The sequence below is a fragment of the Streptosporangium lutulentum genome (assembly GCF_030811455.1).
Classification (GTDB): Bacteria; Actinomycetota; Actinomycetes; order Streptosporangiales; family Streptosporangiaceae; genus Streptosporangium; species Streptosporangium lutulentum.
Map to the genome: position 1 here is coordinate 5,944,460 of NZ_JAUSQU010000001.1, position 26,124 is coordinate 5,970,583.

Consider the following 26,124-nt stretch of genomic DNA (forward strand, 5'->3'; position numbering starts at 1 on the left):
CGGTGCCCGGCCTCGAAACCGGCCCCGGCGGCTCCCGGCCGTCTCGTCAGGCTCCCCCCGAGGGGCCTCCCCCGTTCTCCCCCGCTCTCCCGGGTGACGGCCGCGGCGCCGTTCCCAGCGCCCGGATCAGGCACAACGACTACGGATCGCTACGGCCGCACGACCTCGGCAAGGGGGAGCCGCGCCTGACGGTCAGCGTGGTGATCCCCGCGCACAACTGCCAGGAGGCGCTGGACCGCACGCTCGCCGGCCTGGCCGCGCAGAGCTACCCCTCGCATCTGACCGAGGTGGTCGTCGCCGACGACGGCAGCGTCCCGCCCCTGCGGATCCCCGAGCTCGCCCCGGCGAACACCCGGCTCGTCCGGGTGCCCGACGGCCGCTGGGGCCGTGGCTGGGCCCGCCAGACCGGCGCGGCGGCGGCGAGCGGCGACGTCCTGCACTGGATCGACTCCGACATGATCCTCGACCGGGAGCACATCGAGGCGCACATGCGCTGGCACCACCTCGCCTCCTACACCGTCGTGCTCGGCGACATCCGCTTCACCCCCGACGGGGAGGAACCCCCGGCTCAGGAGGTCTTCACGGCCGTCGAGTCCGGCGACGCGGAAAAGCTGTTCACCACCTCGGCCCCGCACACGTGGCGAGCGGGCGTGCTCGAGAAGAGCCGGTGGCTGCGGGACGCTGGCGCGGGCGCCTACGGGCTCCACTCCGGCGCCACCACCTCGGTCTCCATCGCGCTCCTGCGGTCGGTGGGCGGGGTGAACACCACCTTGAACATGGGTGAGGACACCGACCTCGGCTTCCGCCTCGCGCAGGCGGGCGCGGTCTTCATCCCCGACCCGCAGGCCCGCAGCTGGCACCTCGGCTCGTCCACCGTGATGCGCAGGGAGAAGGAGGTGCACCGGCACAACTGGTCGGTGCTGCCCGACCTCATCCCCGATCTGCGCTGGCTGCGCGCCCACCCGCGCAGGCACTGGCTGGTGCCGTACGTCCACGTCGTCGTGGACGCCCGCGGCGCCTCCTACGAGGACGTCAGGGCGACCGTGGACGCCGCGCTCGCCGGAACCGTCGTCGACGTCGCCGTCACCGTCGTCGGCCCGTGGACGGCGCTCACCGGCGGGCGTCGCTCCTCCCTCGACGAGCCGCTGCTCGACATGCGCCTGACGCACAACCTCTACGCCCACGAGCCCCGCGTCTCCTTCGCCGAGGAGGCTCCCCGGACCTCGGCCCCCGCCCCGTTCCGCCTCACCTGCCCCGCCGGATGGGTGCTCGGCGCCGACAGCCTGTCGGAGCTGGTGAAACTCGCCGAGCGCGAGGAGTACGGCCTGCTGAGCGTGGTGCTCGAAGAGAGCCCCGAGGGCGTCAGGGCCGCCAGGCTCGAACGCACGGCCGCCTTCGCCAGGGCGGCCCTGCTGGTCGGCGACGGCGCCCCCGCCGCCGACACCGACGACGTGGTGCACGAGCTGTTCGGCTCGTTCTGGGCGGGCGCGGACCAGTTCGGCCTCACGACCGCCGGAGAGGCCGAGCCCGTCACCGGGGATGTCGCGAAGTGGCGGGCCTCCGCGGCCCAGTCGCGACGCGAGGCGGCCCGACTGGAGGGCGAGCTCAAGGACCTCCGCGCCGAGACCGAGCGCCTGCGAGCGAAGATCGGTCAGCTGGAGGACAAGCGGCCGCGCGGTCCCCTGCGAAAGATCATCTCGACGGCCATACGCCAGGGGAAAACCGGCTGATGTCTTTTCTGACCGACCTTGTCCGCGCCGCCGTGGAGCGCAACGGCAAGCAGCAGGTCCTCGTCTACTGCGCCGGCTTCGAGACGCCCGCCGAGCTGGAACCGTACGACGTGCTGGACCTCGACGGAGACCTCGACGGGGCTCCGCCGCCGGACGGGGGCGTCGCCGCGATCCTGGTGCTCGCCCGGACGCCGACCGATCTCCGCAGGGCCGCGACCCTGCAGTCCTCGCTCCCCATGGCGAGGCGGGTCATCGTCGCCGTGGAGGAGACCCCTCCGTGGTACACCGCGCCGGTCATGTCGCCCACCCCCGCCCACCGCTGGCGGGCGCTGACCGAGCTGCGCGTGTACCAGCCGAAACCGCCGGCGTGGGTGGTGGACGCGAAGTTCTCCAAGCTCACGCCCTCCGGCCGGACCCTCGCCGCGACCGCCAGGGCGTTCGCCGCGCACCGGCTGGACGCCGTGACGGCGCCCGTGGTCGGCCTGGCCGGTCCGGGAGCGGCCCACTGGCGTCCCGGCGACCCGAACGCGGCCCCGGCCGGCGTGAGCGGCCCGGTTCCCGAGCGGTTCGGCGCGCGCGGCAGTGACCTGGTCCTGCGCACCATCGGCCAGGATCCGATCCCCTGGACCGGCGACGAGATGCCGGTGGACCGCCCGGTCGCCGAGCTGATGAGCTGGGAACGGCTCGGCCGTCCCGGCGGGACCGGGATCCTGGAGGCGGGCTTCGGCGACCTCTCCGAGCCCTGGACCATCCCGCCGGTCGACGACCGCTCGGTCAACCCGACGAACTTCCTCACCGTGCCGTCCCTCGGCATGGCCGATCTGTCGGTCGAGTCCGGCCGATGGGCGATCACCTGCGACGGCGAGACGCTCACCCGGTTCGCCACCTCCGGGTGCGTCACCGACGTGGACGTGAACCGGATCAGGCGGGTCCGGGGGGTACGCGTGGACTGGGGGCGGAGCCACAGCGGCCCCGTGGCCGCGCTCCGGGTCGTCACCGGGCTGGCGGCGGCCGGCGTGCCCCTGATCTCCGAGGGCGTGCCGCGCTGGGCGGGAGCCCTCGGGCCGGAACTGGCCTGGCTGCTGACCTCGACCGGCGAGTCCGGTCTGACGGACGACCTGGAACGCGAGGAACACAGCATCCGGCTCCGGCGCGAGGCGCTGCGCACCCACGGTGTCCGCGCGCGCTGGGAGCAGCTCGGCGCCCCCGCCTCGCCCGCGCCGCTGATCTCCGTACTGCTCACCACCCGCCGCCCGGAGATGGTGGGCTTCGCGCTGGAGCAGATGGCCAGGCAACGCGGCGTCGAGTTCGAGACGATCCTCACCCTCCACGGGATCCCCGCGGGGCACCCCGACGTGGTGGCGGCGCTGGCCTCCTTCGACCGGCCGGTGACCGTGTTCCAGGCGAGTCAGAAGACCGTGTTCGGAGCCGTGCTGAACGAGGCCGCGTCCAGGGCCTCGGGAACGTTCCTCGTCAAGGTGGACGACGACGACTGGTACGGGCCCGACTTCCTGTCCGACCTGCTTCTGGCCCATTCGTACTCGGGGGCCGAGGTCGTGGGCACGGTACCGGAGTTCGTCTACCTGGCGTCGATCGACGTGACCGTGCAGCGGCAGCAGATCACCGAGCAGATCACCAACTTCATCGCCGGAGGGACCATCTTCGCCGAACGCTCCGCCTTCGAGGCCGTGGGCGGGTTCAGGCCGCTGCCGGGCACGATCGACGCCCAGTTCCAGCACGCGATACAGGCCGCCGGGGGGCAGATCTACCGCACCCACGGCCTGGGCTACATCCTGCGGCGCGGCAACGCCGCCAACCACACCTGGCGCGAGCCGATCGGCACCTTCCTGCGGGACAACAAACGTCAGTGGCGCGGCTTCCGGCCCAACGCGCTCATGGAGCTCCCCGTGGAGACGGCGTGAACACACCATCGGTTCCCGGCGACCGCCACGGGGTGGACGCACCGCGAATCCCGGGCAACGACTACGGCGTGCTCAACCCGCCCGCCATCGGCGCGTGGGAGCCCCGCCTGCCGGTGAGCGTGGTGATCCCCGCCAGGCAGAACCAGGGGAAACTCGACCTCACCCTGGCCGCCCTCGCCGCCCAGACCTATCCCGCGCACCTCCTTGAGGTGATCGTCGTGGACGACGGCAGCGCGCCCCCGCTCCGCCTCCCCGAGGTCGCCCCCGAACGCACCCGCCTCATCGGCGCCGCGCCCGGCGGCTGGGGCATCGCCTGGGCCCTGGAGTCCGGTACGGCCGTCGCGGACGGCCAGGTGATCCACCGGATGGACTCCGACATCGTCGCCTACCGGGACCACGTCGAGGCGCACATGCGCTGGCACCACCTCGCCGACTACCTGGTGGTGATGGGCACACTGCGCTTCACCGCCATGGCAGGAACCCCGCCCACCCCCTCCGAGGTCCAGATCGCCGTCGCCAAGGACAAGACCGCCTCCCTCTTCGAGGCGGACCCCGACCACGGGCACGACTGGATCGACGAGCTCATCGCCAGGCACCGCGACTTCCGCGACGCCCCCAGCTCGCTCCTCCACCGCATCCACGTGGGCGCGACCGTCTCCCTGCCCAAGGCGCTGTTCCGGGCCGTCGGAGGGACCGACCCGTCCCTGACGCTCGGCGAGGACACCGAGCTGGGTTACCGGCTCACCCAGACGGGCGCGGTCTTCGTCCCGGACACCGGCGCGCTGAGCTGGCATCTCGGCACGACGACGGCGATGAGGCGGTCCCAGGACGTCCGGCGGCACAACGATCCCTTCATCGCCGACCGCGTGCCCTACCGGCGGTACCTGCGCACCGACCCGGGCCGCCAGTGGCTGGTCCCCTATGTCGACGTCGTGGTCGACACCCTCGGCGCCGCTTTCGAGGACGTCCGCGCGAGCGTGGACGGGGCGCTGGCGAGCACGCTGCCCGACCTGCGTGTCACGGTGGTCGGCCCGTGGTCGTCCCTGACCGCCGACCGCCGGGCACCGCTGGACGATCCGCTGCTGGACCTGCGGCTGATCCAGGGGCAGTACGCCCACGACAGTCGTGTCTCCTTCGTCGAGGAGGTCTCCCCGACCGCGTCCCCCACGCCGTTCCGCCTCACCTGCCCCGCCGGATGGGTCCCCGGCGCCGAGTCGCTGGCCCTGCTGGTCGAGCAGATGGAGAAGGACGACGAGGGCCTGCTGCTCGTGGCGCTGGAGGAGTGCGAGTCCGGGGTCGTGGCCGCCCGTCTGGAGCGGACCGCCGCCGTCGCCCGCGCGATTCGCGTCGCCCGTGACGGCGAGTCCCTGGACGATGTGATCGCCGACCTCTACGGCGCGACCTGGCTGGACGCCGAGTCGTGGAAGTTCCGGCCCGCGGCGCGGGCCTACCCGGCCTGGGCCTCGGGCCGGAACCGCGAGGCCGTGCGCTGGCGCGCGGAGGCCGAGTCCCGCAAGCGGGAGGCCGAACGGGCCCAGCGGCAGGTCGCGACGCTCAAGGCCGAGCTCAAGGAACTACGTGCCTCGGTGGCCAAGAGCCAGCGTGACACCTCCAGATGGCGGGAGAAAGCCGAACAACGCCGGCAGGAGGCCGTGGCCCTGCGCAGGACGCAGAACCGGCTGGAGGCCGGGGCCCTGCGCAAGGTGCGGAAACGCTCGTTCCTCGGCCGCGCCGCCCGCCGCCTGCGGAAACTGGTACGGGACTCCACCTAGCCTGCCTGCGGCCCCGGCCCTCCTCGGCGGGCGGTCGTCCCCCGGTCCCCGCCGTGACGGCGGGGACGCCCGGGGAGGCGGGGGTCACTGACGCGGCAGCGGCCTGTACTTGGCCCCGACCGCGTCGCGCATGGTCTTGACCACCGTGCCGTGCGACTTGCGGGTGGCCAGCCAGCCGAGGAACGCGTCCAGGACCTTGGGTGACACCGAGTAGACGCCGCAGCCGGCGCACACCCGGTGGAACACCAGGGGAAGGACCCCGCCGCTTTTCTCCGCGTTGAGAACCTGCTGCTTGATCTCGTGCAGTGAGGTGTCCTCGCGGACCGAGCTCGGAGTCCGGATCCCGTAGCGGTCCGCCGGGCGGAAGGGCTCGGCCGCCTGGCAGGTGGGGCATCCCCACTCCTTGAGCCCGCCGACCGTGCGCGCCGCGTCGTAGCCGCACTGGCGGGCCACCTTTTTGGCGTCGGAATCCACCGAGCCGAACGGATAGGCGAGGGTCGTGGCCCGGTACCCCCACGTGGCCAGCGTCCGGCGGTCGTCGCAGATCTGTGTGCGCTGCTCGCTCGGAAGGAGCTCGGAGAGCCGGAGGTGGGTCAGCGTGTGACCGCCGATCTCGTGCCCCCCCTTGGCGATCGTGGCGATCTGGGCGCGGGTCATCTTGAGCTTGTCCCCGACGGTCCCGGTGTTGATGTAGAACGTGCCACGCATCTTTCGCTTCTCCAGCATGCGTGCCGCGGCCACGTGGGTGACGTCCCCGTCGTCGAAGGTGAGCGAGACGACCGTGCTGATCTTCTTCTGCGGCTTCGCGGCCTCTCCCTGGGCGGCTTTCTGCGGCTTCGCGGCCTCTCCCTGGGCGGCCTGCGCCGGCACGGCCGGCATCACCAGCACGACCGATGCGATCAGCAGGGCTGCCACCCCACGAGCGATCCTCACTGTAAGCCGTCCTTTCGAAAGGGGTACGCGACCCGGAAGGGTTCCGCGTCGCGTTCGCGCAGCACGTGCCGCTCCCGGCCCACCGTTCCGGAGGGCGGGCTCCCACCGATCAGGAGCGCGAGAGTCCGCCCGGCCTCCGCCGTTCGGACCTGGGGAACCGGCCGTGGTCGGCGGCGTCGCCGACCGGAGCCCGGCGCGAACGCGGCCGACCGCCCGGAGGAGGACGACGGAGCGATCTACCGGACGAAAAGCCAGGGACATAAGCACCAAGTACCTTATATGCCCATAGAAAACACTTGGATGAGTTCTTACCAAACAGCTAAGTATGAATCTCAGCTCGGCCGGAGTCGGCAAGAACGATGACACACCCGCACGTCCCGTGCGTGACCCTCCCGCGAACAGGCCGGGAGGGCCGTGGAAACTCCTGGGAGGCGTCCTCGCCCCCGGTGCCGGCGCCGTCACGGAAGACGCGGGCCGTCATGGAAACCCCTAGGAGGCGTCCTCGCCCTCGACCCGCATGACGCTCACCACGTCGCGGACGATGTCGAGCTCGCGCAGTCCTTCGAGCGTCGCCGAAAGCGCGGCGTCGGTGGCGCGGTGGGTGACCAGCACGAGCTGGGCGTCGTCGCCGCGCCCCTCCTGGAGGACGGTCTGGATGGAGACGTCCTGCTTGGCGAACATGTCGGCGACCCGGGCGAGCACGCCCGGCTTGTCGGCGACGTCCAGGGAGACGTGGTATCGCGTGACGGTCTCGCCCATCGGGTGCACGACCAGGTCGGCGTAGGTGGACTCCTCGGGACCGCGTGCCCCGGCCAGCCGGTTGCGGGCCACGGCCACGAGGTCGCCCAGCACCGCGCTCGCCGTCGGGGCGCCGCCGGCGCCCGCGCCGTAGAACATCAGCCGCCCCGCGGACTCGGCCTCCACGAAGACCGCGTTGTAGGCCTCGCGGACCCCGGCCAGCGGGTGCGTCCTGGGGATCATGGCCGGGTGCACCCGGACGCCGAAGGAACGGCCGTCATCGGAGCGGGCGCAGATCGCCAGCAGCTTGATGACGTAGCCCATCGCCTTGGCGCTGGCCACGTCCGTCGCGGTGATCTCGGTGATGCCCTCGCGGTGCACGTCGGCGGCCGTCACCCGGCTGTGGAACGCGATTCCGGCGAGGATCGCGGCCTTGGCCGCGGCGTCGAAACCCTCCACGTCGGCCGTGGGGTCGGCCTCGGCGTAGCCCAGGGCCTGGGCCTCCTCCAGCGCGTCGGAGAACGAGGCCCCGCTGGAGTCCATCTTGTCGAGGATGTAGTTGGTGGTGCCGTTGACGATGCCGAGCACGCGGCGCACGCGATCTCCGGCCAGCGACTCGCGCAGCGGCCGGATCAGCGGGATGGCGCCCGCGACGGCCGCCTCGAAGTACAGGTCCGCGTCGTTGGCCCTGGCCGCGCCGTGAACGGTCGCGCCGTCCTCGGCGAGCAGCGCCTTGTTGGCCGTGACGACCGACTTGCCGCTGTTCATGGCCGCCATGATGAGCGACCTGGCGGGCTCGATGCCGCCGATCACCTCGACGACGATGTCCACGTCGTCGCGGGTGGCCAGGGCCTCGGCGTCGGTGGTGAACAGGGCGGGGTCCACGTCGATGTCCCGCCTGCGGCCCAGCCTCCGCACGGCCACACCGGCGAGTTCGAGCGGGGTCCCGATGCGCGCGGTGAGGTCGTCGGCCTGCTCCTGCATCAGCCTGACCACTTGGGAGCCGACGACGCCGCATCCCAGGAGCGCGACTTTCAGCGCCATCCGGTCATCCTCTCCCGCTCGTTCGCTTCGTTCACTCGGCGGTTCACCGCCTGAGGTCGTTTCACAGCTGCCCTCTCAGCAGGTCGTCCTCGGTCTCCCGCCGGACGATCACACGGGCCCCCCCGTCCTTGACCGCGACGACGGCGGGCTTGGGGAGGTAGTTGTAGTTGTTGGAGAGCGAGCGGCAGTAGGCGCCGGTGCCCGCGACGGCGATCAGGTCGCCGGTGGCCAGATCCTGTGGGAGCCACAGGTCGCGGATCACCATGTCGCCGCTCTCGCAGTGCTTGCCGACCAGGCGCGAGAGCATCGGCCCGGAGTCGCTCTCGCGAGAGGCCAGGCGCGCGGTGTACTCGGCGCCGTAGAGGGCCGTGCGGATGTTGTCGCTCATGCCGCCGTCGACGCTGACGTAGGTGCGCAGTCCTTCGACGTCCTTGATCGTGCCGACCTCGTAGAGCGTCATCCCGGCGAGCCCGGCGATGGCGCGGCCGGGTTCGACGGTGAGCTTGGGCACCGGCAGGCCCGCGGCCTTCGTCACCTTGGAGACGATCTCCCGCAGGTTGTCGGCGATCTCCTTGACGTCGAGTGCGGCGTCGCCGTCGACGTAGGGGATGCCGTAGCCGCCGCCGAGGTCGAGCTCCGGCAGGACGACCCCGTGCTCCTCCTTGATCTGCACCAGAAGCGTGGCCAGGCGGCTCGCGGCCACCTCGAAGCCCGCGGTGTCGGTGATCTGGGAGCCGATGTGGGAGTGCAGGCCCACGAGTTCCAGCTGGGGCAGCGCGAGGATCCGCCGGGCGGCCTCCGCGGCGGCGCCGCCGCTCAGCGAGAAACCGAACTTCTGGTCGTCGTGGGCGGTGGCGATGAACTCGTGGGTGTGCGCCTCCACGCCCACGGTCACCCGGATCATGATCTGGGGACGCTTGCCGTGCTTGTCCGCGAGGAAGCCCAGACGGGCGATCTCCTCGAAGGAGTCGGCCACGATGTGCCCGACGCCGGCCACGATGGCCCTCTCCAGCTCGGCGAGCGACTTGTTGTTGCCGTGCATGGTGATCCGCTCGGGCGGGAACCCGACGCTCAGCGCGACGGCGAGCTCGCCCGCGCTGCACACGTCGAGGCCGAGGCCCTCCTGCATGATCCAGCGAGCGACCTCGCGGCACAGGAACGCCTTGCCGGCGTAGTGGACCTCGCCTCCGTCGAACGCGCTCCTGTAGTCGCGGCACCGGGACCGGAAGTCTTCCTCGTCCACCACGTAGAGCGGCGTGCCGTGTTCTTCGACCAGGTCTCTGACGTCCACGCCGCCGACCGTGATCGAGCCGCCTGTGCGGTTCGACGTCCGGGACCAGATCGTCGGGTCAAGCGTGTTCAGGTCGGCAGGCGTGTGCGGAGGGCGGTCCTCGGGCAACACTTCGGCATGCCGGTCACCGGCGGGATGGGCGAATCGACTCACCCGATCGAGGCTATAGGACCCGGTGATCCCTGTGGGACGACTGCTCACCTATCGAGACGCGATCAGCCCCAAATACGCGAACTTTTTACGCAATTGAGTGCTTAAGCCATACATTTTTATGTTTTGTGGCTATTTGACCGTTAGGACACCTGGTTCGCGGGAGCGCCCCAGGTGTTGCACGCCGCGACGGTGCCCGCCTGCCCGCCGCGGAGCATCCACGCGGCACTGCTGGCGCCCGAGCCGTGCGACTGCAGGTAGCCGGACTCCTGCTCGCCCGTCGTGTCGGATTGGCCCCCGGCCAGCCTCCGGAAGTTCTCCAGCTGGTTCGGCCAGGAGCTCCGCAACGTCACCGCGGCCAGGCAGTCGGCCTGCAGTTCGAGCCGCCGCGACCACGCCTCGTCGAAGACCTCCGAGCCCCGCTGGTCGGCGATCCCGCTGATCTCCTGGACGTGGTGGGCGTACTCGTGCGCGAGCGTGAACATCATCGGGAAGGCGTGCCAGTCCTCGATCAGCACGTTGACCACGCGACGCTCCGGACAGTAGATCCCCGCCCAGTCGTAGTCGTCGATCCCGCACGCGGCCTTGTCCCGGGCGGCGATCAGCCGCACTTCCCGTGGCCGCTCGTAGTCGAGGTCCGCCTGTGCCAGCGTGGCGGCCCACATCCGGTCCAGGCACGTCGAGAGCGCCCTCAGCGACGCCGCGGGGTCGGCGTCGACGTCGTCGGGCAGGGTGTCGCAGCGGGCGTCGATCGGGCCGGTCTCCTCGTAGAGGCCATGCGTGGCCGCCGCCGACCGCGGCGAACCCGGCGCGGTCCCGAGCAGGTCCTGGAGATCGCCGCTGAAATACGCCATCCCGCCGAGGATGACCGCGAAGGCGAGCACGGTCGGCAGCACCCGCCGGATCACTCCGGGCCGGCGCGGCTCCCACGCCTCCCCGTCACGCGCGCCGTTCACTCGTCCTCCAGGGCCTGTTTCGGGAGGGCCTTTCCGGCAGGGTCTATCACAGTCTGTCGGACGCCGTCTCGCCCAGCGCCGCCAGACCTTCGGCCAGTACGGCTCCCACGGCCCGCGCCAGCCACACCCGGGCGGTGTGGAGCGCCGACGGCTCCTCGTCCCCCTTCGGCAGCGCCGCCTCCCGCTCGAACGCGTCGTGGTAGGCCAGGGCCAGCCGCTCGGCGTAGGCCGCCCATCCGGGATCCCGGCTCGCCCGCCTGCCGTACACCTCGGCCAGCAGCCTGAGCACCGCCCTGTCCCATCGGCCGTCGAGCAGCTCGGGCCGGAACCTCCCGCCGACCCCCAGGTCCTCCGCCCAGCGCGGTACGGCAGCCGCCCGCATGTACGCATATTTCACGACAAATCCAGTGTTGCTCCACGTCCGCGGGGCGTCGGGCCACGGCGACACCCCCGTGACGGGGAAGGCCCCGGGAACCTGCCCGGCGAGCTCCGCGACGAGCTCCCCGGGCACGGCCACCGCGATCTCCAGGAACCCGTCCGCCCGCACCCGGACCTCCGCGATCCCCGGCAACGCCCGGAGCCGTGCCGCCATCTCGCCGGGCTCCCGCCGGCGGCGCAACGCGGCCGGGGAGACGTAGAGCGCCTCCTCTGCCCACGTCCCCTGCGGGATCGGCGGCAGGCCGAGGAGCTCTCCGAGCCGGCCGGGCGTCATGCCCGACAGCCTAGATCAGGGCGTGCGGATCGGCCGGGCCGTACTCGACGAGCCGGGACGAGTCGAGAAGCCCGCGGTCGTGGTCCCGGAGGCAGACGTAGCCGAACCGGTCGGCGGAGAAGACCTTGACCCCGTCCGTGCGGCACTGGCGCATGAGCACCTCGGCCCAGCCCTCGGAGACGTCGGCGAACCCGAGGCCGCGCAGGACCGTACGACGGGCCAGCAGGGTGGCTCCGGCGACCTCGGGAAGGTAGGCGTACTCGGCGGCGGGCTGTCGCAGCACGGTCGCGGTGACGTCGCGCAGATGGGCGTAGTGGGCGGCCTTGCCGACGATGTCGGCGGTGGTGAACAGGAAGGCCCTGCTGAGGTCGGTCAGATAGTGCGGGCCGTACAGGTCCTGGGCGTCCATGACGGCCACCAGGTCGCCCTGGCACAGGTCGAGGGCGTGGTTCAGCATGCCTCCGGTGGTGAGGCCGGGATCGGTCCGGCGGACCACGATCTCCACCCGGTCGGGCATCGCGGCGCGGGCCCGCCTCTCGGCGTCCTGCGCGTCGGTGAGGAGCACCAGCTGGACGACGCCCCTCTGCGGCGCGACCTGGGCCAGGGTGTGGTCGAGGTCGCCCCGGTCGATCATGATCACCGAGATGTTCAGGGTGGCACGGCCGCTGGGCAGGCCGATCGCGTCGAGAAGGTCGTCGATCTTGTTGGTCATCGTGCCGGCGGCGTAGGCCTGGCGCAGCGCCGCGTGCGCCCGGCGGTCGTCCTGCTCGGTGCCGATCGACGTGCCGCAGGCGGCCAGCTCGGCCATCAGCCAGGACTCGGTGCCCGGCGGGCAGTCCACCGCCACCGGCCAGCGGTAGGAGGTGAGCACGTCCGGATACGACAGGTGCGCGGGGAGCAGCTCCTCCAGGGTGAGCACCCGGTCGAACCGGTCTCCGGTCAGGGGCAGCGGGTTGTGCACGCGCGGCTGGACGGCGAAGGGCAGGATCCCCAGCGAGGGGGCCCTGCGCCCGGCCTCGGGCTCCCGGGAGGCCAGGGCGGCGCTCCACGGGCCCACGGACTTGGGCAGCGCGGTGACGATGTGCTCGAACAGCCTGGCGGCGGCCACGAAACGGTCCGCCTCCCCCTTGGTGTGCCAGAAGACCGTGCGGATACCCCGCTCGGCGCACCAGGACAGCAGGCCGCGCAGTCCCTCGCCCGGCCGGCTCAGCTCCTCGGCCCACGGCCCCTCGGTCACCGACTCGACCAGCAGCAGGTGCGGGACCTCCACGGCCAGAACCCGGGCGAAGTCCCGGGGCGTGAAGCCGATGGTCTGCCGCCACTCGTAGCGCAGCAGCGCCTCGGCGTGGGGTTCGGCGACCACGGCCACGGTCAGGTGCGGGCGGGTGTTCGGTCCGGTCGGGACGCGGAAGGGCTTGAGCTTGACCGACTTTCCGCCGACGACCCTGAACGAGGTCGTGGCCTGGAAGGACACCCCGGGGGCCGGCTTGTCGCCGCTCTTGCGCGGGACGGGCTGGCGCTCGGGGGCGACCGGGCGTTTGGCGGGCCTGGCGGCCCCGCGCAGGCCGCGCGCCAGCCGTACCGGGTTGCTCTTGCCCGTCTTGATCGCGTCACCGATCCGGGACCAGCGGGCCAGCTGCACCGAGGAGAGCTTCCATTTCGCCACCTCGGCCTGGTAGCGCTGCTCCGCGAGGTCCTTGCGGAGCTTCTCCTCGGTCGCGTTCGCGGCCGTCAGCCGCTCCTCCGTCTCGCTCAGCCGCTCCCTCACCGCACGCAGCTCATCGGCCGCACGCTCCGCGTCGGCGGTCCTCGCCTGCGCCTCGTCGAGCAGTCGAGCCAGTTCGGCAGCCCGCTCCGCATGGGCCATGGCCTCCCGCAACGCCTGCCGCGTGTTCTCGAGTTGCTCGCTCGCCACGTCGTCCTCCGTTTTCTAAGCCGGGCGAAAGGATACCCTTTGGTCTATCTCGACACAGAGGAGTCAGCACGGTGCAGTGGCCGACGTTCAATGTGAGACCGTACGTCTGCGGCGGCATCGGCCACCTCAACCAGGCCGTCCTGGAGACGCTGCGGAGGGCCGGACCTCGCGTCACCCCCGCGCTTCACGCGACGGGAGCGGCACTGTTCAGCTCCTCCCCGCTGCCGCCCTACCAACGCGACCCGCTGACCTGCGCGTTCGCCTGGGGGGAGCGCACCCCCACCGCGGTGGCACCGTGGATCACCGTGGCGGAGACCTTCGAGACGCCCGGCCTGATCGACGACGGGAAGCAGATCACGCTGCACGCCGGCGGGCTCGGCCTCGTGGACGTCTACTACCTGTTCAGGGGCGGAGCGGTCTACTTCTCCTCCCTGCTCGAACCGCTGCTGTCCCTCTCGCGCGGGCCCTACGAGATCAACTGGGACGCCTGGGCCTCGATCATCCAGTTGACCTTCCCTCTTCGCGACGACACCCCGTACGCGCAGGTCAAGCGGATGGGCGGATCGAGCGCGCTGATCTTCGACCGGGCGTCGGGCCGGATCTCGACCGAGCGGAGGCTGCCCCGGTGGCTGCGTGAGGAACCGTACGAGGCGGGCCGGACGGCCGGGGAGATCCTGGAGATCCTGCACGAGGTCTACAAGGAGTTCGACGGCCGGCCGCTGCTCGTGCCGGTCAGCGGCGGCTACGACTCACGGCTGCTGTGCTCGGTCGCGGTTGCGCGGGGCGCCGACGTGGAGTCGTGGACGACGAGCCCCGACGACGGCACCGACACCGACATCACCTTCGCCCGCGCGATAACCGCCGAGCTGGGCGTACGGCACCGCGTGATCGCCCAGGACGCCGCCTCCTACCCCGACGACGCCCTGGACGTGGCGCGGCGGCTGGAGTTCCTCACCCCGCACCACGCCTGGTACACCCCGTTCGCCCGCGAGGTGCACCGGGCCGGGCGGACCCTGGTCGACGGGCTGGCCGGGGGCCCGCTGCTGAAGAACTTCATGATCAGCGGGGCGGCGCTGGAGGCCTCCTCGCAGGCGGAGCGGAAGGCGGCGCTGCTCGGCTCCCTGACGCTGGGCGCCCCGTCCGTGCCGTTCCTGTCCGAGCGGGCCTCCGCCTGGATCTCCGACAGCGTCGAGGACGCCTTCGCCCAGTCGACCTCCATGTTCAACGGCCACCGGGCCGAGTTGCCGCTGTCGGTCCTGCACACCCGGACGGCCCGGGGCATCGCCCGCTCCCCGGTCAACCTGGTCGGCCCCGAGGTCTCGTTCGCGGCGCCCTTCATCCATCCCGACTTCTTCGACGCGGCGCTCTCGGTGGGCGTGGCCCGCAAGGACGGGGGCCGGTTCTACCGGGAGGTGCTGTACGCGGCCAATCCCCGCGTCGCCGCGCTGCCCTCCACGAACGTGGTCAAGCAGCCGCTCCAGCGGGTCCCGCTCCGCTCGGCCGCCGCTCCCGCCAGGGAGTACGGTCACCGGATGCTGACCCGCGTCGCCGGCGCCGTGCCGTCCCTGCTGTCGGAGCAGCTCCACCTGGTGATCGCCGAGGGGCCCGACGCCCTGGCGCGGTTCAACGGCTGGAACGACCGGTTCTGGGTGCGGAGCCTGGTGCTGTTCGGAGCCTGGCTGGGCGACTACGAGGACCGCCTCCCCGAGCTCACCCCTCCCTGGCTCTGACCCCTCCCGTCACCGGCGCGGCCCGCGCCGGTCGGCCGCGTCCCGGCCTCCCTCACACGGCCCCGCCTCCCGGTCGGCGCGCATGAGACGCGACGCCGGAAACCGGTCGTCCGGGCCGCCGCCAGACCCGGTGAGAAAAAGCTTTACCTTCGCGCGCCGCACGGGGAAGGCCGGGCCTTCGAGGGCCGTGGCCCGGGGCCGGGCGGGGTCCGGGCGGGCGCGCGTCCCGGGACGAAACGGGGCGCATGCCTCGCCGAAGCCCGTATCCACCGGCACTTCAGGTGGCACGCGCCCCGGACGGATCTTCGGACATCCTCCGAGGTCGCCGCCACGGCGCGTGACGTGTTTCGCAGAAAAGAACGGTAAGTATCAGGGCGATTACGCGGAGATGACGCGACGGATTGAATATTCCGTGCCGCGAAGAGGTTTAAGCCTGTTACGCAGGCTTCGAAGTTGGCATGCGGCTGGTAGTGTTCGGCCCAGAAAGCGCCACAACGGATGGCACCGAATTACAAATTCGGTCCGACCGAGGGGCACGGAGCTCGTAGGGATGACGGCTTCCCCAGGCGCGGTCACCAAATTTCATCAGCCGGGACACCCGGTGACTTCGTCCTGCCCTTTAATCACCGTGAGCGAGAACACGATGAACGCATCCCCCCTGCCCGAATCCGTTTCCGAGGACTTCGTCTCGGCGGACCCCCAGTGGTACAAGCGTGCGGTCTTCTACGAAGTGCTGGTCCGAGGGTTCAAGGACTCCAACGGAGACGGCACCGGAGACCTGCGCGGCCTGATCGAGAAACTGGACTACGTCCAGTGGCTCGGCGTCGACTGCCTGTGGCTGCTCCCCCTGTACGAGTCGCCGCTGCGTGACGGCGGCTACGACATCTCCGACTACATGAAGATCCTGCCGGACTTCGGCGATCTCGGAGACTTCGTGCAGCTGATCGAGTCGGCGCACCAGCGGGGCCTTCGCATCATCACCGACCTGGTGATGAACCACACGAGCGACAAGCATCCCTGGTTCCAGGCCTCGCGCCACGACCCCGAGGGCCCCTACGGGGACTTCTACGTCTGGGCCGACGAGCCGGGCGGGTATCCCGACGCGCCGATCATCTTCATCGGCGCCGAGGAGTCCAACTGGACCTACGACCCGGTCCGCAAGCAGTACTACTGGCACCGCTTCTTCCACCACCAGCCGGACCTGAACTACGACAACCCGGCGGTCCAGGAGGCCATGCTGGAGGTCCTGCGGTTCTGGCTGGACCTGGGCATCGACGGCTTCCGCCTGGACGCCGTGCCGTACCTCTTCGAGCGCGAGGGCACCGACTGCTCCGGCCTGCCGGAGACCCACGCCTACCTGCGGAAGGTCCGCAGCGAGGTCGACCGCCTCTACCCGGACCGAGTCCTGCTGGCCGAGGCCAACGGCTGGCCCGAGGACGTGGTGGAGTACTTCGGCGACCCGTCGGTCGGCGGCGACGAGTGCCACATGGCCTTCCACTTCCCGCTCATGCCCCGCATCTTCATGGCGGTACGGCGAGGCAGCCGCGAGCCGATCTCCGAGATCATGTCGCGGACGCCGAAGCTCCCCGAGACCGCCCAGTGGGGCATCTTCCTGCGCAACCACGACGAGCTGACCCTGGAGACGGTCACCGAAGAGGAGCGCGACTACATGCACGCCGAGTACGCCAAGGACCCGCGCATGCGGGCCTACCTCGGCATCCGGCGTCGCCTGGCCCCGCTGCTCGAAAACCACCGCGACCAGATCGAGCTGTTCACCGCCCTGCTCCTGTCGCTGCCCGGTTCGCCGGTCATGTACTACGGCGACGAGATCGGCATGGGCGACAACATCTGGCTGGAGGACCGCGACGCGGTCCGCACGCCGATGCAGTGGAGCCCCGACCGCAACGCCGGCTTCTCCCAGGCCGACCCCGGCCGCCTCTACCTGCCCGCGGTCATGGACCCGATCTACGGCTTCCAGGCGGTCAACGTGGAGGCGCAGCAGAGGAACCCCGCGTCGCTGCTCCACTTCACCAGGAACATGCTGGCGATCCGCCGGAGCCACCCCGTCTTCGGCACCGGCGCCTACAGCGAGCTGTGGTCCAGCAACCCGGCGGTGCTGACCTTCATCCGCGAGGAGGGGGACGACATCATGCTGTGCGTCAACAACATGTCGAAGTACCCGCAGCCGGTGGAGCTGGACCTGCGCCGCTTCATCGGCATGACGCCCGTCGAGGCCAGGGGCGGGGTGCCGTTCCCCCCCGTGGGCACCCTGCCGTACCTGCTGACCCTGCCGGGTCACGGCTTCTACTGGTTCTCCCTCAAGAACACGGACTGACCGCTTCCCCGCGTGTTCCGGGCCCGCCCAGGCCAGACCTGGGCGGGCCCGGACGCGTTGTGGCTCTCTCCTCAGGACGGTACGGGTACGGCCCTGCCGTACACCTCAAGCCCTCCCTGCCGCGCCACAGGCGGGCGCCGGGACTATCTGATGCCCGTCGGCGCCTGGGCGCGTGCCGCCCTGCTGGCCGGTATCAACGTCACCAGCAGGGCCGCCCCCACCGCGAGCAGCACCGCGGAGACGAGCGTCAGGGTCGACGGCGTGCGGCCGATGCCCGCGCCGACGCCGCTGGTGTAGCCCTGCAGGTCGATCAGGCCGCTGACCAGCGAGGCCCCGGCCGCGGTGCCCGCGACCACGCCCAGCACGGCGAGCAGGCCGGTACCGGTGACCAGGGTCGCGGCCACCTGCCGGGGGGTGAGGCCCATCGCCTTGAGCACCGCGAGGTCGAAGGCGTGGTCGCGCAGGCCGAGGGCGCTCGCCGTGAGCAGGTTGGCCAGCCCGAGCAGCGAGAGCACGGCGATCAGCGCCATGATCACCACGCGGATGACCGAGAGCCGTTCGGCCGGGTTGACCACCCGGTGCACCTCCAGGGCCTCGCCCGAGGCGGTCAGCAGCCGGGCCCGCACCGCGGCGGGATCGGCGCCGGGCCTGAGCACCAGGCTGTAGAACTGCGGCGGCACCGCGTCCTTGGCGGCGAGGCTGTCCAGGCCGAGGGAGAGCACCTGACCGTCCTGGTCGGGCTCCACCACCCGGCCCACGAGGTGCACGATCAGCGGTGTGCCGCCGACCGTCATGCGGACCCGATCGCCGATCTTGACGCCCAGCAGGTCGAGCAGCCCCTGCCCGGCGACGGCCTCGCCCCTGGCCGCGAACATCCGCCCCTCCACGACCGAGAAGGGGTACGGCTCGGCGGACGTGCCCAGCGCGCGGGCCAGCACGCTCCTGGTCTGCTCGGGCTCCAGGGCCGACACCTCGCTGCCCGGGTAGGCGGCCAGCACCTCCGGATCGGCCCTGGCGATCCGGGCCGCGTCCTCGGCGGGGAGCTTGTCCGGGCGGACGATGAGGGCCGCCGCCTGGCCGACCTGTTCCGGGTGACGCAGGAAGTCGTCCAGGGTGGCCCAGCACCCGAGGCCGATGGTGATCATCATCATCGGGATCGCGAGGCCGAAGATGCTCAGGAACGCGGGGACACGCCTGGTGAAGGCGTCGCGGGTGCCCAGGACGAGGGCGGGCGGCAGCCGTACCAGGAGGGCGACCCTGGCCATCCGCGACAGGTGGCCCCGGGGCGGCGCCGTGGAGGCCGCGGGGATGGGCGGGGTGCGGCCGCCGCGCCAGGCGGGCAGGGCCACCGCGATCAGGACCACCGCGGCGGTGCCGCCGGTGATCGCGAGCAGCGGGATCGGGGAGAGCGGCAGGATCGGCGTGCCGTACAGCACGAGCGAGGCGGCGACCTGGCCGCAGACGAGCCCGATGGCGATGCCCAGCAGCCCGAGCGCGCCGTGCTCGGCCATGAGCACGCCGAAGACCTGGCCCCGGGTGTAGCCGATGGACTTGAGGGTGGCGATGTCGCGGGTCTGGGCGAGCACCCGCCCGCCCACCGCGTTGGCGATGGCGAGCGCGGCGGCGACCAGCCCGGTGACGCCGAACAGCGCCAGCAGCAGTCCGAGAAGACGGTTGTCGAGCTCCATGGAGGCGCGGACCTCGCGCCAGGTGGACATCCGCTGGATCTCCTCGTCCAGCAGGGTGACGGCGCCGTGGACGACCGGCAGCGTGTCCTCGCCGTCGGCGAGACGCAGGCCGGTGACCGACTCGCTGCGGCCCAGGGCGGGCTCGACCCTGGCGAGGACCTCGGGCAGGGTCCAGGCCAGACCGGGCGTCCACTCGGGGTAGAACCCCTGATCCGCGGTGTCGGCCAGTCCGACCACGATGAGCGCGTGGGAGGCGCCGTTGAGCGCGGTGACGGTGAAGGGACCGCCCACCCGCAGATCGAGCGCCGTGGCGAAGGAGCGCTCGACGATCACGCCCTCGGTGTCGCCGGCGCGGAGCCACCGCCCCTCGCGGATCAGCGGCGCGGCCACCGAGGGTGGTTCGGCGGACGTCTCCCGCAGCGCCACGGACGACTTCCTGCCGTCCATCGTGAGCGTCACGGGCGCCGTCCGGTACGGCCCGGCCACCTGGGTCACACCCGGGAGCCGCGACAGCGCGGCCACGTCCGGGGCGTCCTTGGTGTGGATCCACACGTGCGCGCCCCTGGACTCCGTGAACAGCCCTCGCCACGGGTTGGTCCCGTCTTCCAGCAGGGTCGCCGAGGTGATCAGTGCCGTGACGATCCCCGCCACGGCCAGCAGCGTCAGCAGCGCCTGCACCTTCCGCGCCCTGAGGTCCGCCTGGATCCACCTCACGGAAGCCCGGACGGTGCTCACGCTAGCTCCTCAGCTCGACGACGTCGCCCGCGGTGGCCTTGGGGCGGCGGCGGGTCAGGCCGATGGCGCCGTCGTCGACGATCTGGCCGTCGAAGAGGGAGACCACCCGGTCGGCCAGGCCGGCCACCCGGGCGTCGTGGGTCACCAGGATGATGGTCTGGCCTTCGCGGTGGACGTCGCCGAGGAGGCGGAGGACGTCGCGGGTGTTGCGGCTGTCGAGGTTGCCGGTGGGCTCGTCCGCGAGCAGCAGGCTCGGCTGGTTGGCCAGCGCGCGGGCCAGCGCGACCCGCTGCTGCTCGCCGCCCGCGAGCTGGGAGGGCGCGGCGTCGGCGCGGTCGGTCAGGCCGAGCTCGCCGAGGAGGTACTGCCGCCGCTGGCGCGCCTCACGCGCGGAGGCGCCGGCCAGCAGCGCGGGCAGCTCGACGTTGTCGGCCACCGTCATGTTGGCGACCAGGTTGAAGAACTGGAAGACGAAGCCGACCTTCTTGCGGCGCAGCAGTGCCCAGGCGCTCTCGTTCAGGGTGTCGGCCCGCTGCCCGTCGAGCCAGATCTCGCCGCTGGTCCGGGCTTCGAGGCCGCCGAGCATGTGGACCAGGGTGGACTTGCCCGATCCGGACGGTCCCATGATCGCCACGAACTCCCCGGGCATCACCCGGAGATCGACTCCGCGCACCGCGGGGACCGGCACGGCGCCGTTCTGGTAGATCTTGACGAGATTGACGGTATCGACCACGGGGGAAGTCAACTCAGGTCCTCCTGGCAGCGCTCAAGCCAGTCGAGGTCGGCCTGCAGGTGGAGCATAGCCCCCTCGACGAGGAGGAGCGCGACCCGGTTCTCCGGATCGGTCCGCTCCACGAGCTCGTTCAGGTCGCGCATGAGCGTGAGGTAGTGGCGGCGCTGGCGGTTGATCAGCGCCATCCTGTCGGCGATGCCGGTCATCGGGGCCAGCACGAGCTTCATGAAGAACTCGTCACGGACCCGCGGCCCCTCCGTGGGCTCGTCCACCCACGTGTCGAGGAGCTCCCGGCCCGCGGCGGTCAGGTAGTAAACCTTCTTGTTCGGCCGGTTGGACTGTTCGACGTCCACGACCCGGACCAGCCCGTCCTTCTCCAGGCGGCCGAGCGTAACGTAGATCTGCCCGATGTTCGGTGACGGATAGGCGCTGCCGAAGACCTGTTCAAGCGCCTGTTTCAGCTCGTATCCGTGGGCAGGTTCTTTAGCGAGGAGCGCCAGCAGCAACAGCCGCACGCCCCACCTCCTCAGAGTGCTCGTTACCTGAGCGTTACGGGTCTATCCGTTGACGTTCATGTTATCGCTATGCATAACATGCATGCATCTACCTAACACGTATGTAACTACCTCGAAATCTGGAGGTCACAGTGCGCCGCCTCATCCCCCTCCTCCTCGCCGTGCTCGTGCCGGTGGGGTGCACGGGGGTGGGCGCGCAGGAGACCGAGAGGTTCGGGGGAACCGGCCCGTTCACCCTCGTGACCGGACGTGACACGACCGCCTACCTGCAGCCGTTGCTGGACAGGTGGAACCAGACCCATCCCGGGGAACGGGTCACCCTGCTCGAACTCCCCGAGGCGGCCGACGAACAACGCGCTCAGATGGTCGCCAACCTCCAGGCCAAGAGCGACCGCTACGACGTGCTCGGCCTGGACGTGGTCTGGACGGCGGAGTTCGCCGACGCGGGCTGGATCCTGCCACTGGAACGCGGAATGTTCCAGCTGGACCGGTTCCTGCCCCCGGTCGTCGACACGGCGGTCTACCGGGGCAAGCTCTGGGCCGTGCCGTACACCAGCAACGCCGGACTGCTCTACTACCGCAAGGATCTGCTCGCCAAGCAGGGCTTCAAGCCCCCCAAGACCTGGGAAGAGCTTCGCGAACAGGCCGGCGCGCTGCACGAGAAGTACGGCATCGGCGGCTACGCCGGGCAGTTCCTGGCCTACGAGGGGCTGACCGTCAACTTCGCCGAGGCCGTGCAGTCGGCGGGCGGGCAGATTCTCAGCCCGGACGGCACGCAGGTGACCATGGACGTGGCGAAGGCGAAGGCCGGCCTGGACTTCCTGGCCGGCGGGTTCCGGGAAGGCTGGATCCCGCCGGAGTCGCTCTCCTTCAAGGAGGAGGAGTCGCGGCTGGCCTTCCAGGAGGGCCGCCTGGCCTTCGCCCGCAACTGGCCGCACGCGTACGGCCCCGCCACCGAGTCGGCCGTCGCGGACAAGTTCGCGGTCACCCGGCTGCCCGGACTGAACGGTCCCGGCTCCAGCTCGCTGGGCGGCGTCAACCTCGCGCTCAGCGCCTACTCCAAGAAGCAGAAGTCGGCGGTCGAGTTCATCCGCTACTTCACCGGACTGGAGAACCAGCGGCGGGTTCTCACCGACGGCTCGTTCCCGCCCGTGTGGGCCGAGCTGTACGACGACCCCGCCCTGATCAAGCGTTTCCCCTATCTCCCCGTGCTCAAGCAGAGCATCCTCTCCGCTCGGCCGAGACCGGCCAGTGCCAACTACAACCAGGTGAGCCTGGTGATCGCCAGTGCGGTCTCCAACGCGCTCACCCCACCCTTCGAGGAGGCAAGCGACGACATCATCACCTCCATGAAAGGCCAGCTGAACGAGATCATCCGAGCTCAGTGACCCGGGGCGACCCTCCGGCGAGCCGTCATCCCTCCCCGATCTCGATTTCAGCCCTCCACGCTTTTTGTTTCGCTTCTCCCGAATCCCTTTTCTCCCGAATTTCGGGGCTTTGACAACCACAGGAGGTTTGTTCAGCATGCGCAAATCCATTGCCATGGCGACAACGGCCGGACTCGCACTCGCACTCGCCGCGTGCGGCGGCGGCGAGACGGCGGCGCCCGCGGCGCCGGCCACGAGCGGCAGCGCCTCCGCGCCCGCCGCGGCCAAGACCCTCGAAGGCGTGACGCTTGAGATCGCGGCCAAGTGGACGGGTGCCGAACAGACCAACTTCGAGCAGGTGCTCAAGGCCTTCGAGGCCAAGACGGGCGCCAAGGTCACCTACGCCTCCACCGGTGAGGACACCGGCGCCTACCTCGGCCCGCGCATCCAGGGCGGCAACCCGCCGGACGTCGCGATCCTGCCCCAGCCGGGCCTGGTCCAGCAGTACGCCGACCAGAAGGCGCTCAAGCCGCTGTCCGCCGAGGTGCAGAAGCAGCTCGACGACAACTACACCCCGTACTGGAAGGAGCTCGGCTCCGCCGACGGCCAGGTGTACGGCGTGCTGGTGAAGGCGGCGCACAAGTCGCTCATCTGGTACCGCGACCAGGCCTTCCAGGACGCCGGGGCGCAGCCGCCGGCCACCTGGGACGAGCTCATCACGACCGCCCAGACGATCGCGGACTCCGGCACCCCGCCGTTCTCCCTCTGCGGCGCGTCCGGCTGGACCCTGACCGACCTGTTCGAGAACGTCTACCTGTCCAGCGCGGGCCCGGAGAACTACACCAAGCTCTCCAAGCACGAGATCCCCTGGACCGACGCCAGCGTGACCACCGCGCTGGAGAAGATCGGCCAGCTCGTCGGCAAGAAGGAGTTCCTGCTCGGCGACGTCTCCGGCGCCCTGCAGACCGACTTCCCGACCTGCGTGACCCAGGTCTACGGCCAGGACAAGTCGGCGATGGTGATCGAGGCCGACTTCGTGGGCACCACGGCCGAGGAGTCCGGCGCGAAGCTCGGCGAGGAGGCCAAGTACTTCCCGTTCCCCAAGGCCGGTGACACCGAACCGGTCGTGCTGGGCGGCGACGTCGCGGTGGCCATGAAGGACTCCAAGGGCGCGATGGCGCTGCTGGAGTTCCTCGCCTCCAAGGAGGGCGGCGAGATCTGGGCCAAGCTCCCCGGCTACCTCTCCCCCAACCGCAACGTCTCGCCCGACAACTACCCGTCCGAGCTGACCAAGAAGCTCGCCGAGACGATCATCTCCGCCGGTGACGCGGTCCGCTACGACATGTCCGACCTCGCCCCCAGCGCCTTCGGCGGCACCGACGGCAAGGGCGAGTGGAAGCTCCTGCAGGACTTCGTGCGCGACCCGTCCGACATCAAGGGCATCCAGAGCAAGCTCGAGGACGAGGCCAAGAAGGCCTGGAAGTAAGGGGAGAGGCCGTGACCGATCGGTTAGACGGCCCGCAGGCGCCCGCTCCGGCACCGGAGACGGTGCCGGAGGCGGCCCCTGACAAGGCGAAGCCCGAACCCCCCAAGGGGGCCGGGAAAGCCGGGAAGGCCGGAAGGCTGGGCCCTCCCGCGACGATGGCGCTCTGGTTCCTGTTGCCGGGCGTGATCCTGCTCGGCGCGATGGTGATCTACCCGATCATCTACTCGATCTTCCGTAGCCTCTACGACTCCGCCGGGAACACCTTCGTCGGCGTCGACAACTACGCGGCGATCTTCAATGACTCCTCCACCCTGACCACGATCAGGAACAACCTGATCTGGGTCGCGGTGGCTCCCGCCCTGGTCACCGCGGTAGGCCTGGTCTTCGCGGTGCTGACCGAACGGATCCGCTGGGCGACCGCCTTCAAGCTGATCGTGTTCATGCCGATGGCCGTCTCCCTGATGGCCTCCGGCGTCATCTTCCGCCTGGTCTACGAGCAGGCGCCGGACCGGGGCGTGGCCAACGCCGTGATCACCTCGGTTCAGGACCTCTTCGGCTCCTCGGACGGCTACCCGGACGCCCGGCCCCGGGAGAACGACCAGTCTCCGGTCGCCGGTCAGCAGGGCGCGGTGGTGACCAAACAGCCCACGGGGCCCGGCGGCGCCGTGCTCCTCCCGCTGGTCGGCGTCAAGCCCGAGACCCTCGCCTCCGCGGCGACGGCGAAGGCGCCCCAGCAGGGTCCCGGCGAGCTGACCGGGACCGTGTGGGTGGACTTCACCCAGGGCGGCGGAGGCACCGTCAACCAGGTGGACCCCACGGAGAAGGGCCTGACGGGGGTGACGGTCGAGGCGGTGCAGAACGGCGCCGTCAAGGCCACCGCCACCACCGAGGCCGACGGAACCTTCCGCTTCACCGGGCTGGCTCCGGGCGACTACCTGGTACGGCTGCCGCAGTCGAACTTCCAGGCGGCCTTCAACGGGATCTCCTGGCTCGGCCCGACGCTGATCACCCCGGCGATCATCGGAGCCTTCATCTGGGTGTGGGCCGGATTCTCCATGGTGCTGATCGCGGCGGGGCTCTCCGCCATCCCGCGTGACGCGCTGGAGGCGGCCCGCATCGACGGGGCCACCGAGTGGCAGGTGTTCCGCAAGATCACCATTCCGCTGCTCGCGCCGGTGCTGCTCGTCGTGTTCGTCACAATGATCATCAATACGTTGAAGGTCTTCGACCTGGTCTTCGTCATCGCGCCGGGATCGGTGCAGCCGCAGGCCAACGTGATCGCGCTGGAGATGTGGCGGGTCTCGTTCGGCGGCGGAGGCGACCAGGGGCTGGGCAGCGCGCTGTCCATCTTCCTGCTGGTCCTCGTCCTGCCCTTCATGATCATCAACATCCGCCGGTTCAGGAGGGACAACCAGTGACGACCTCCACTCTCGGCGCCCCGCCGCGCAGCGCGTTGAGCCGGATCGTGGACAAGGTCGGCGGCGGCCTCGTCCAGGCGGTACTGGTGCTGATCGGCGTGTTCTGGCTGGTCCCCACTCTCGGCCTGTTCGTGGTCTCGCTCCGCGAGGAGACGGCCAACAACTCCACCGGCTGGTGGACGGCGTTCACCAAGCCGGCCGAGTGGACCATCAAGAACTACGCCGACCTGCTGGCCACCGGGTTCACCGCGTCGTTCTGGAACACCGTGCTCATCACGGTGCCCACGACCCTCCTGGTGATCGGCATCGCGGCCATGGCCGCCTACGCGTTCGCCTGGATGGAGTTTCCCGGCAGGGACGCGCTGTTCCTGGTGGTGATCGGCCTGCTGGTGGTGCCGATCCAGATCGCGCTGATCCCGATCGCGAAGCTCTACGGCTCGATCGGGATCTTCGGCTCCATCGCCGGCGTGGTGCTCTTCCACGTCGCCTTCGGACTCCCCTTCGCCATCTTCCTGCTGCGCAACTTCTTCGCGGGCATTCCACGCTCGCTGCTCGAAGCCGCGCGCATGGACGGCGCGGGTGAGTGGAAGATCTTCTCGACCGTGGTGTTCCCGCTGGCCAAGCCGGCGGTCGCCTCGCTCGGCATCTTCCAGTTCCTCTGGGTCTGGAACGACCTGCTCGTCTCCCTGGTCTTCGCCAACACCGAGAACCAGCCGATGACCAAGGCCCTGCAGTCCCAGATGCGGCAGTTCGGGACCAACGTCGACATCCTCGCGCCCGGTGCCTTCCTGTCGCTGATCATCCCGCTGATTCTGTTCTTCGCCTTCCAGCGATACTTCGTGCAGGGCATGATGGCGGGCTCGGTGAAATAAAGGGGCAGGTCCGGTGCGGAGTTCGCTGTTCGCCGATTTGCGGCGCACGCCGTACCGGACCTCAAACCTCGATAGGGTTTTC

At 70.6% G+C, this 26,124-nt stretch carries 18 protein-coding genes; 9 read left to right on the forward strand and 9 right to left on the reverse strand.

Annotated features, from left to right (window positions below):
* Positions 1-2: 2 nt before the first annotated feature.
* Genes J2853_RS26480 through J2853_RS26490 form a run of 3 tightly spaced genes read left to right on the forward strand, consistent with a single transcriptional unit; the run spans position 3 to position 5,424 of the window.
* Entirely contained in the window at positions 3-1,730 is a 1,728-nt protein-coding gene (locus J2853_RS26480) for a glycosyltransferase (RefSeq protein ID WP_307562488.1), read from the forward strand.
* Positions 1,730-3,652, forward strand: a complete 1,923-nt coding sequence (locus J2853_RS26485) for a glycosyltransferase family 2 protein (RefSeq protein ID WP_307562490.1) — start codon at positions 1,730-1,732, stop codon at positions 3,650-3,652. Before J2853_RS26480 ends, J2853_RS26485 begins: the two co-directional genes overlap by 1 nt.
* A complete protein-coding gene (locus J2853_RS26490) occupies positions 3,649-5,424 on the forward strand; it encodes a glycosyltransferase (protein WP_307562492.1) in 1,776 nt (591 codons plus the stop codon). Before J2853_RS26485 ends, J2853_RS26490 begins: the two co-directional genes overlap by 4 nt.
* An 84-nt stretch (positions 5,425-5,508) precedes the next feature.
* On the opposite strand, the gene J2853_RS26495 is transcribed toward J2853_RS26490, so the two are convergent.
* The 6 genes from J2853_RS26495 to J2853_RS26520 form a co-directional block, all read right to left on the reverse strand.
* Positions 5,509-6,357, reverse strand: coding sequence for a polysaccharide deacetylase family protein (locus J2853_RS26495; RefSeq protein WP_307562494.1), 849 nt, complete (start codon positions 6,355-6,357; stop codon positions 5,509-5,511).
* 489 nt (positions 6,358-6,846) lie between these two features.
* A complete protein-coding gene (locus J2853_RS26500) occupies positions 6,847-8,139 on the reverse strand; it encodes a homoserine dehydrogenase (RefSeq protein WP_307562496.1) in 1,293 nt (430 codons plus the stop codon).
* A gap of 61 nt (positions 8,140-8,200) precedes the next feature.
* The gene (gene lysA, locus J2853_RS26505; RefSeq protein ID WP_307562498.1) at positions 8,201-9,583 is read right to left on the reverse strand and encodes a diaminopimelate decarboxylase; all 1,383 of its coding nucleotides are present in this window, start codon (positions 9,581-9,583) and stop codon (positions 8,201-8,203) included.
* Positions 9,584-9,723: 140 nt separating this feature from the next.
* Positions 9,724-10,536 (reverse strand): neutral zinc metallopeptidase, encoded by an 813-nt coding sequence (locus tag J2853_RS26510; protein WP_307562499.1) that lies wholly within the window; start codon positions 10,534-10,536, stop codon positions 9,724-9,726.
* A 46-nt stretch (positions 10,537-10,582) separates the two neighbouring features.
* Positions 10,583-11,248 carry a DALR anticodon-binding domain-containing protein gene (locus J2853_RS26515; protein WP_307562501.1) on the reverse strand — a complete coding sequence of 222 codons (666 nt, stop codon included), beginning with the start codon at positions 11,246-11,248 and terminating at the stop codon, positions 10,583-10,585.
* Between the two features lie 10 nt (positions 11,249-11,258).
* Positions 11,259-13,163, reverse strand: coding sequence for a glycosyltransferase (locus tag J2853_RS26520; RefSeq protein ID WP_307562503.1), 1,905 nt, complete (start codon positions 13,161-13,163; stop codon positions 11,259-11,261).
* Positions 13,164-13,234: 71 nt separating this feature from the next.
* Between J2853_RS26520 and J2853_RS26525 the strand changes: the two genes are divergently transcribed.
* Both J2853_RS26525 and treS read left to right on the forward strand, forming a co-directional pair.
* Positions 13,235-14,893, forward strand: a complete 1,659-nt coding sequence (locus J2853_RS26525; RefSeq protein WP_307562505.1) for an asparagine synthetase B family protein — start codon at positions 13,235-13,237, stop codon at positions 14,891-14,893.
* Positions 14,894-15,536: 643 nt separating this feature from the next.
* Complete coding sequence (gene treS, locus J2853_RS26530; RefSeq protein WP_307562507.1) at positions 15,537-17,228, forward strand: maltose alpha-D-glucosyltransferase; 1,692 nt, start codon at positions 15,537-15,539, stop codon at positions 17,226-17,228.
* Between the two features lie 143 nt (positions 17,229-17,371).
* On the opposite strand, the gene J2853_RS26535 is transcribed toward treS, so the two are convergent.
* From J2853_RS26535 to J2853_RS26545, 3 genes are read right to left on the reverse strand one after another with little or no spacing between them, the layout of a single operon-like run.
* Positions 17,372-19,651 (reverse strand): ABC transporter permease, encoded by a 2,280-nt coding sequence (locus J2853_RS26535; protein WP_307562509.1) that lies wholly within the window; start codon positions 19,649-19,651, stop codon positions 17,372-17,374.
* 1 nt (position 19,652) lies between these two features.
* Positions 19,653-20,396 (reverse strand): ABC transporter ATP-binding protein, encoded by a 744-nt coding sequence (locus J2853_RS26540; RefSeq protein ID WP_307562511.1) that lies wholly within the window; start codon positions 20,394-20,396, stop codon positions 19,653-19,655.
* A complete protein-coding gene (locus J2853_RS26545) occupies positions 20,393-20,899 on the reverse strand; it encodes a PadR family transcriptional regulator (RefSeq protein WP_307562514.1) in 507 nt (168 codons plus the stop codon). The genes J2853_RS26540 and J2853_RS26545 overlap by 4 nt, the downstream gene beginning before the upstream one ends.
* 131 nt (positions 20,900-21,030) lie before the next feature.
* Here J2853_RS26545 and J2853_RS26550 point away from each other — a divergent pair, with 131 nt between their 5' ends.
* From J2853_RS26550 to J2853_RS26565, 4 genes are all read left to right on the forward strand, one after another.
* Complete coding sequence (locus J2853_RS26550; RefSeq protein WP_307562516.1) at positions 21,031-22,287, forward strand: ABC transporter substrate-binding protein; 1,257 nt, start codon at positions 21,031-21,033, stop codon at positions 22,285-22,287.
* Between the two features lie 136 nt (positions 22,288-22,423).
* Entirely contained in the window at positions 22,424-23,752 is a 1,329-nt protein-coding gene (locus tag J2853_RS26555) for an ABC transporter substrate-binding protein (RefSeq protein ID WP_307562518.1), read from the forward strand.
* Between the two features lie 11 nt (positions 23,753-23,763).
* Positions 23,764-25,170 (forward strand): ABC transporter permease, encoded by a 1,407-nt coding sequence (locus tag J2853_RS26560; protein ID WP_370879339.1) that lies wholly within the window; start codon positions 23,764-23,766, stop codon positions 25,168-25,170.
* Entirely contained in the window at positions 25,167-26,042 is an 876-nt protein-coding gene (locus tag J2853_RS26565; RefSeq protein WP_307562520.1) for a carbohydrate ABC transporter permease, read from the forward strand. The genes J2853_RS26560 and J2853_RS26565 overlap by 4 nt, the downstream gene beginning before the upstream one ends.
* Positions 26,043-26,124 lie beyond the last annotated feature (82 nt).

Excerpts from the sequence above, each read along its gene's own strand:
- treS (WP_307562507.1), top strand. The coding sequence starts at position 15,537 with ATGAACGCATCCCCCCTGCCCGAATCCGTTTCCGAGGACTTCGTCTCG.
- J2853_RS26555 (WP_307562518.1), top strand. The coding sequence starts at position 22,424 with ATGCGCAAATCCATTGCCATGGCGACAACGGCCGGACTCGCACTCGCA.
- J2853_RS26500 (WP_307562496.1), bottom strand. The coding sequence starts at position 8,139 with ATGGCGCTGAAAGTCGCGCTCCTGGGATGCGGCGTCGTCGGCTCCCAA.
- J2853_RS26515 (WP_307562501.1), bottom strand. The coding sequence starts at position 11,248 with ATGACGCCCGGCCGGCTCGGAGAGCTCCTCGGCCTGCCGCCGATCCCG.
- J2853_RS26485 (WP_307562490.1), top strand. The coding sequence starts at position 1,730 with ATGTCTTTTCTGACCGACCTTGTCCGCGCCGCCGTGGAGCGCAACGGC.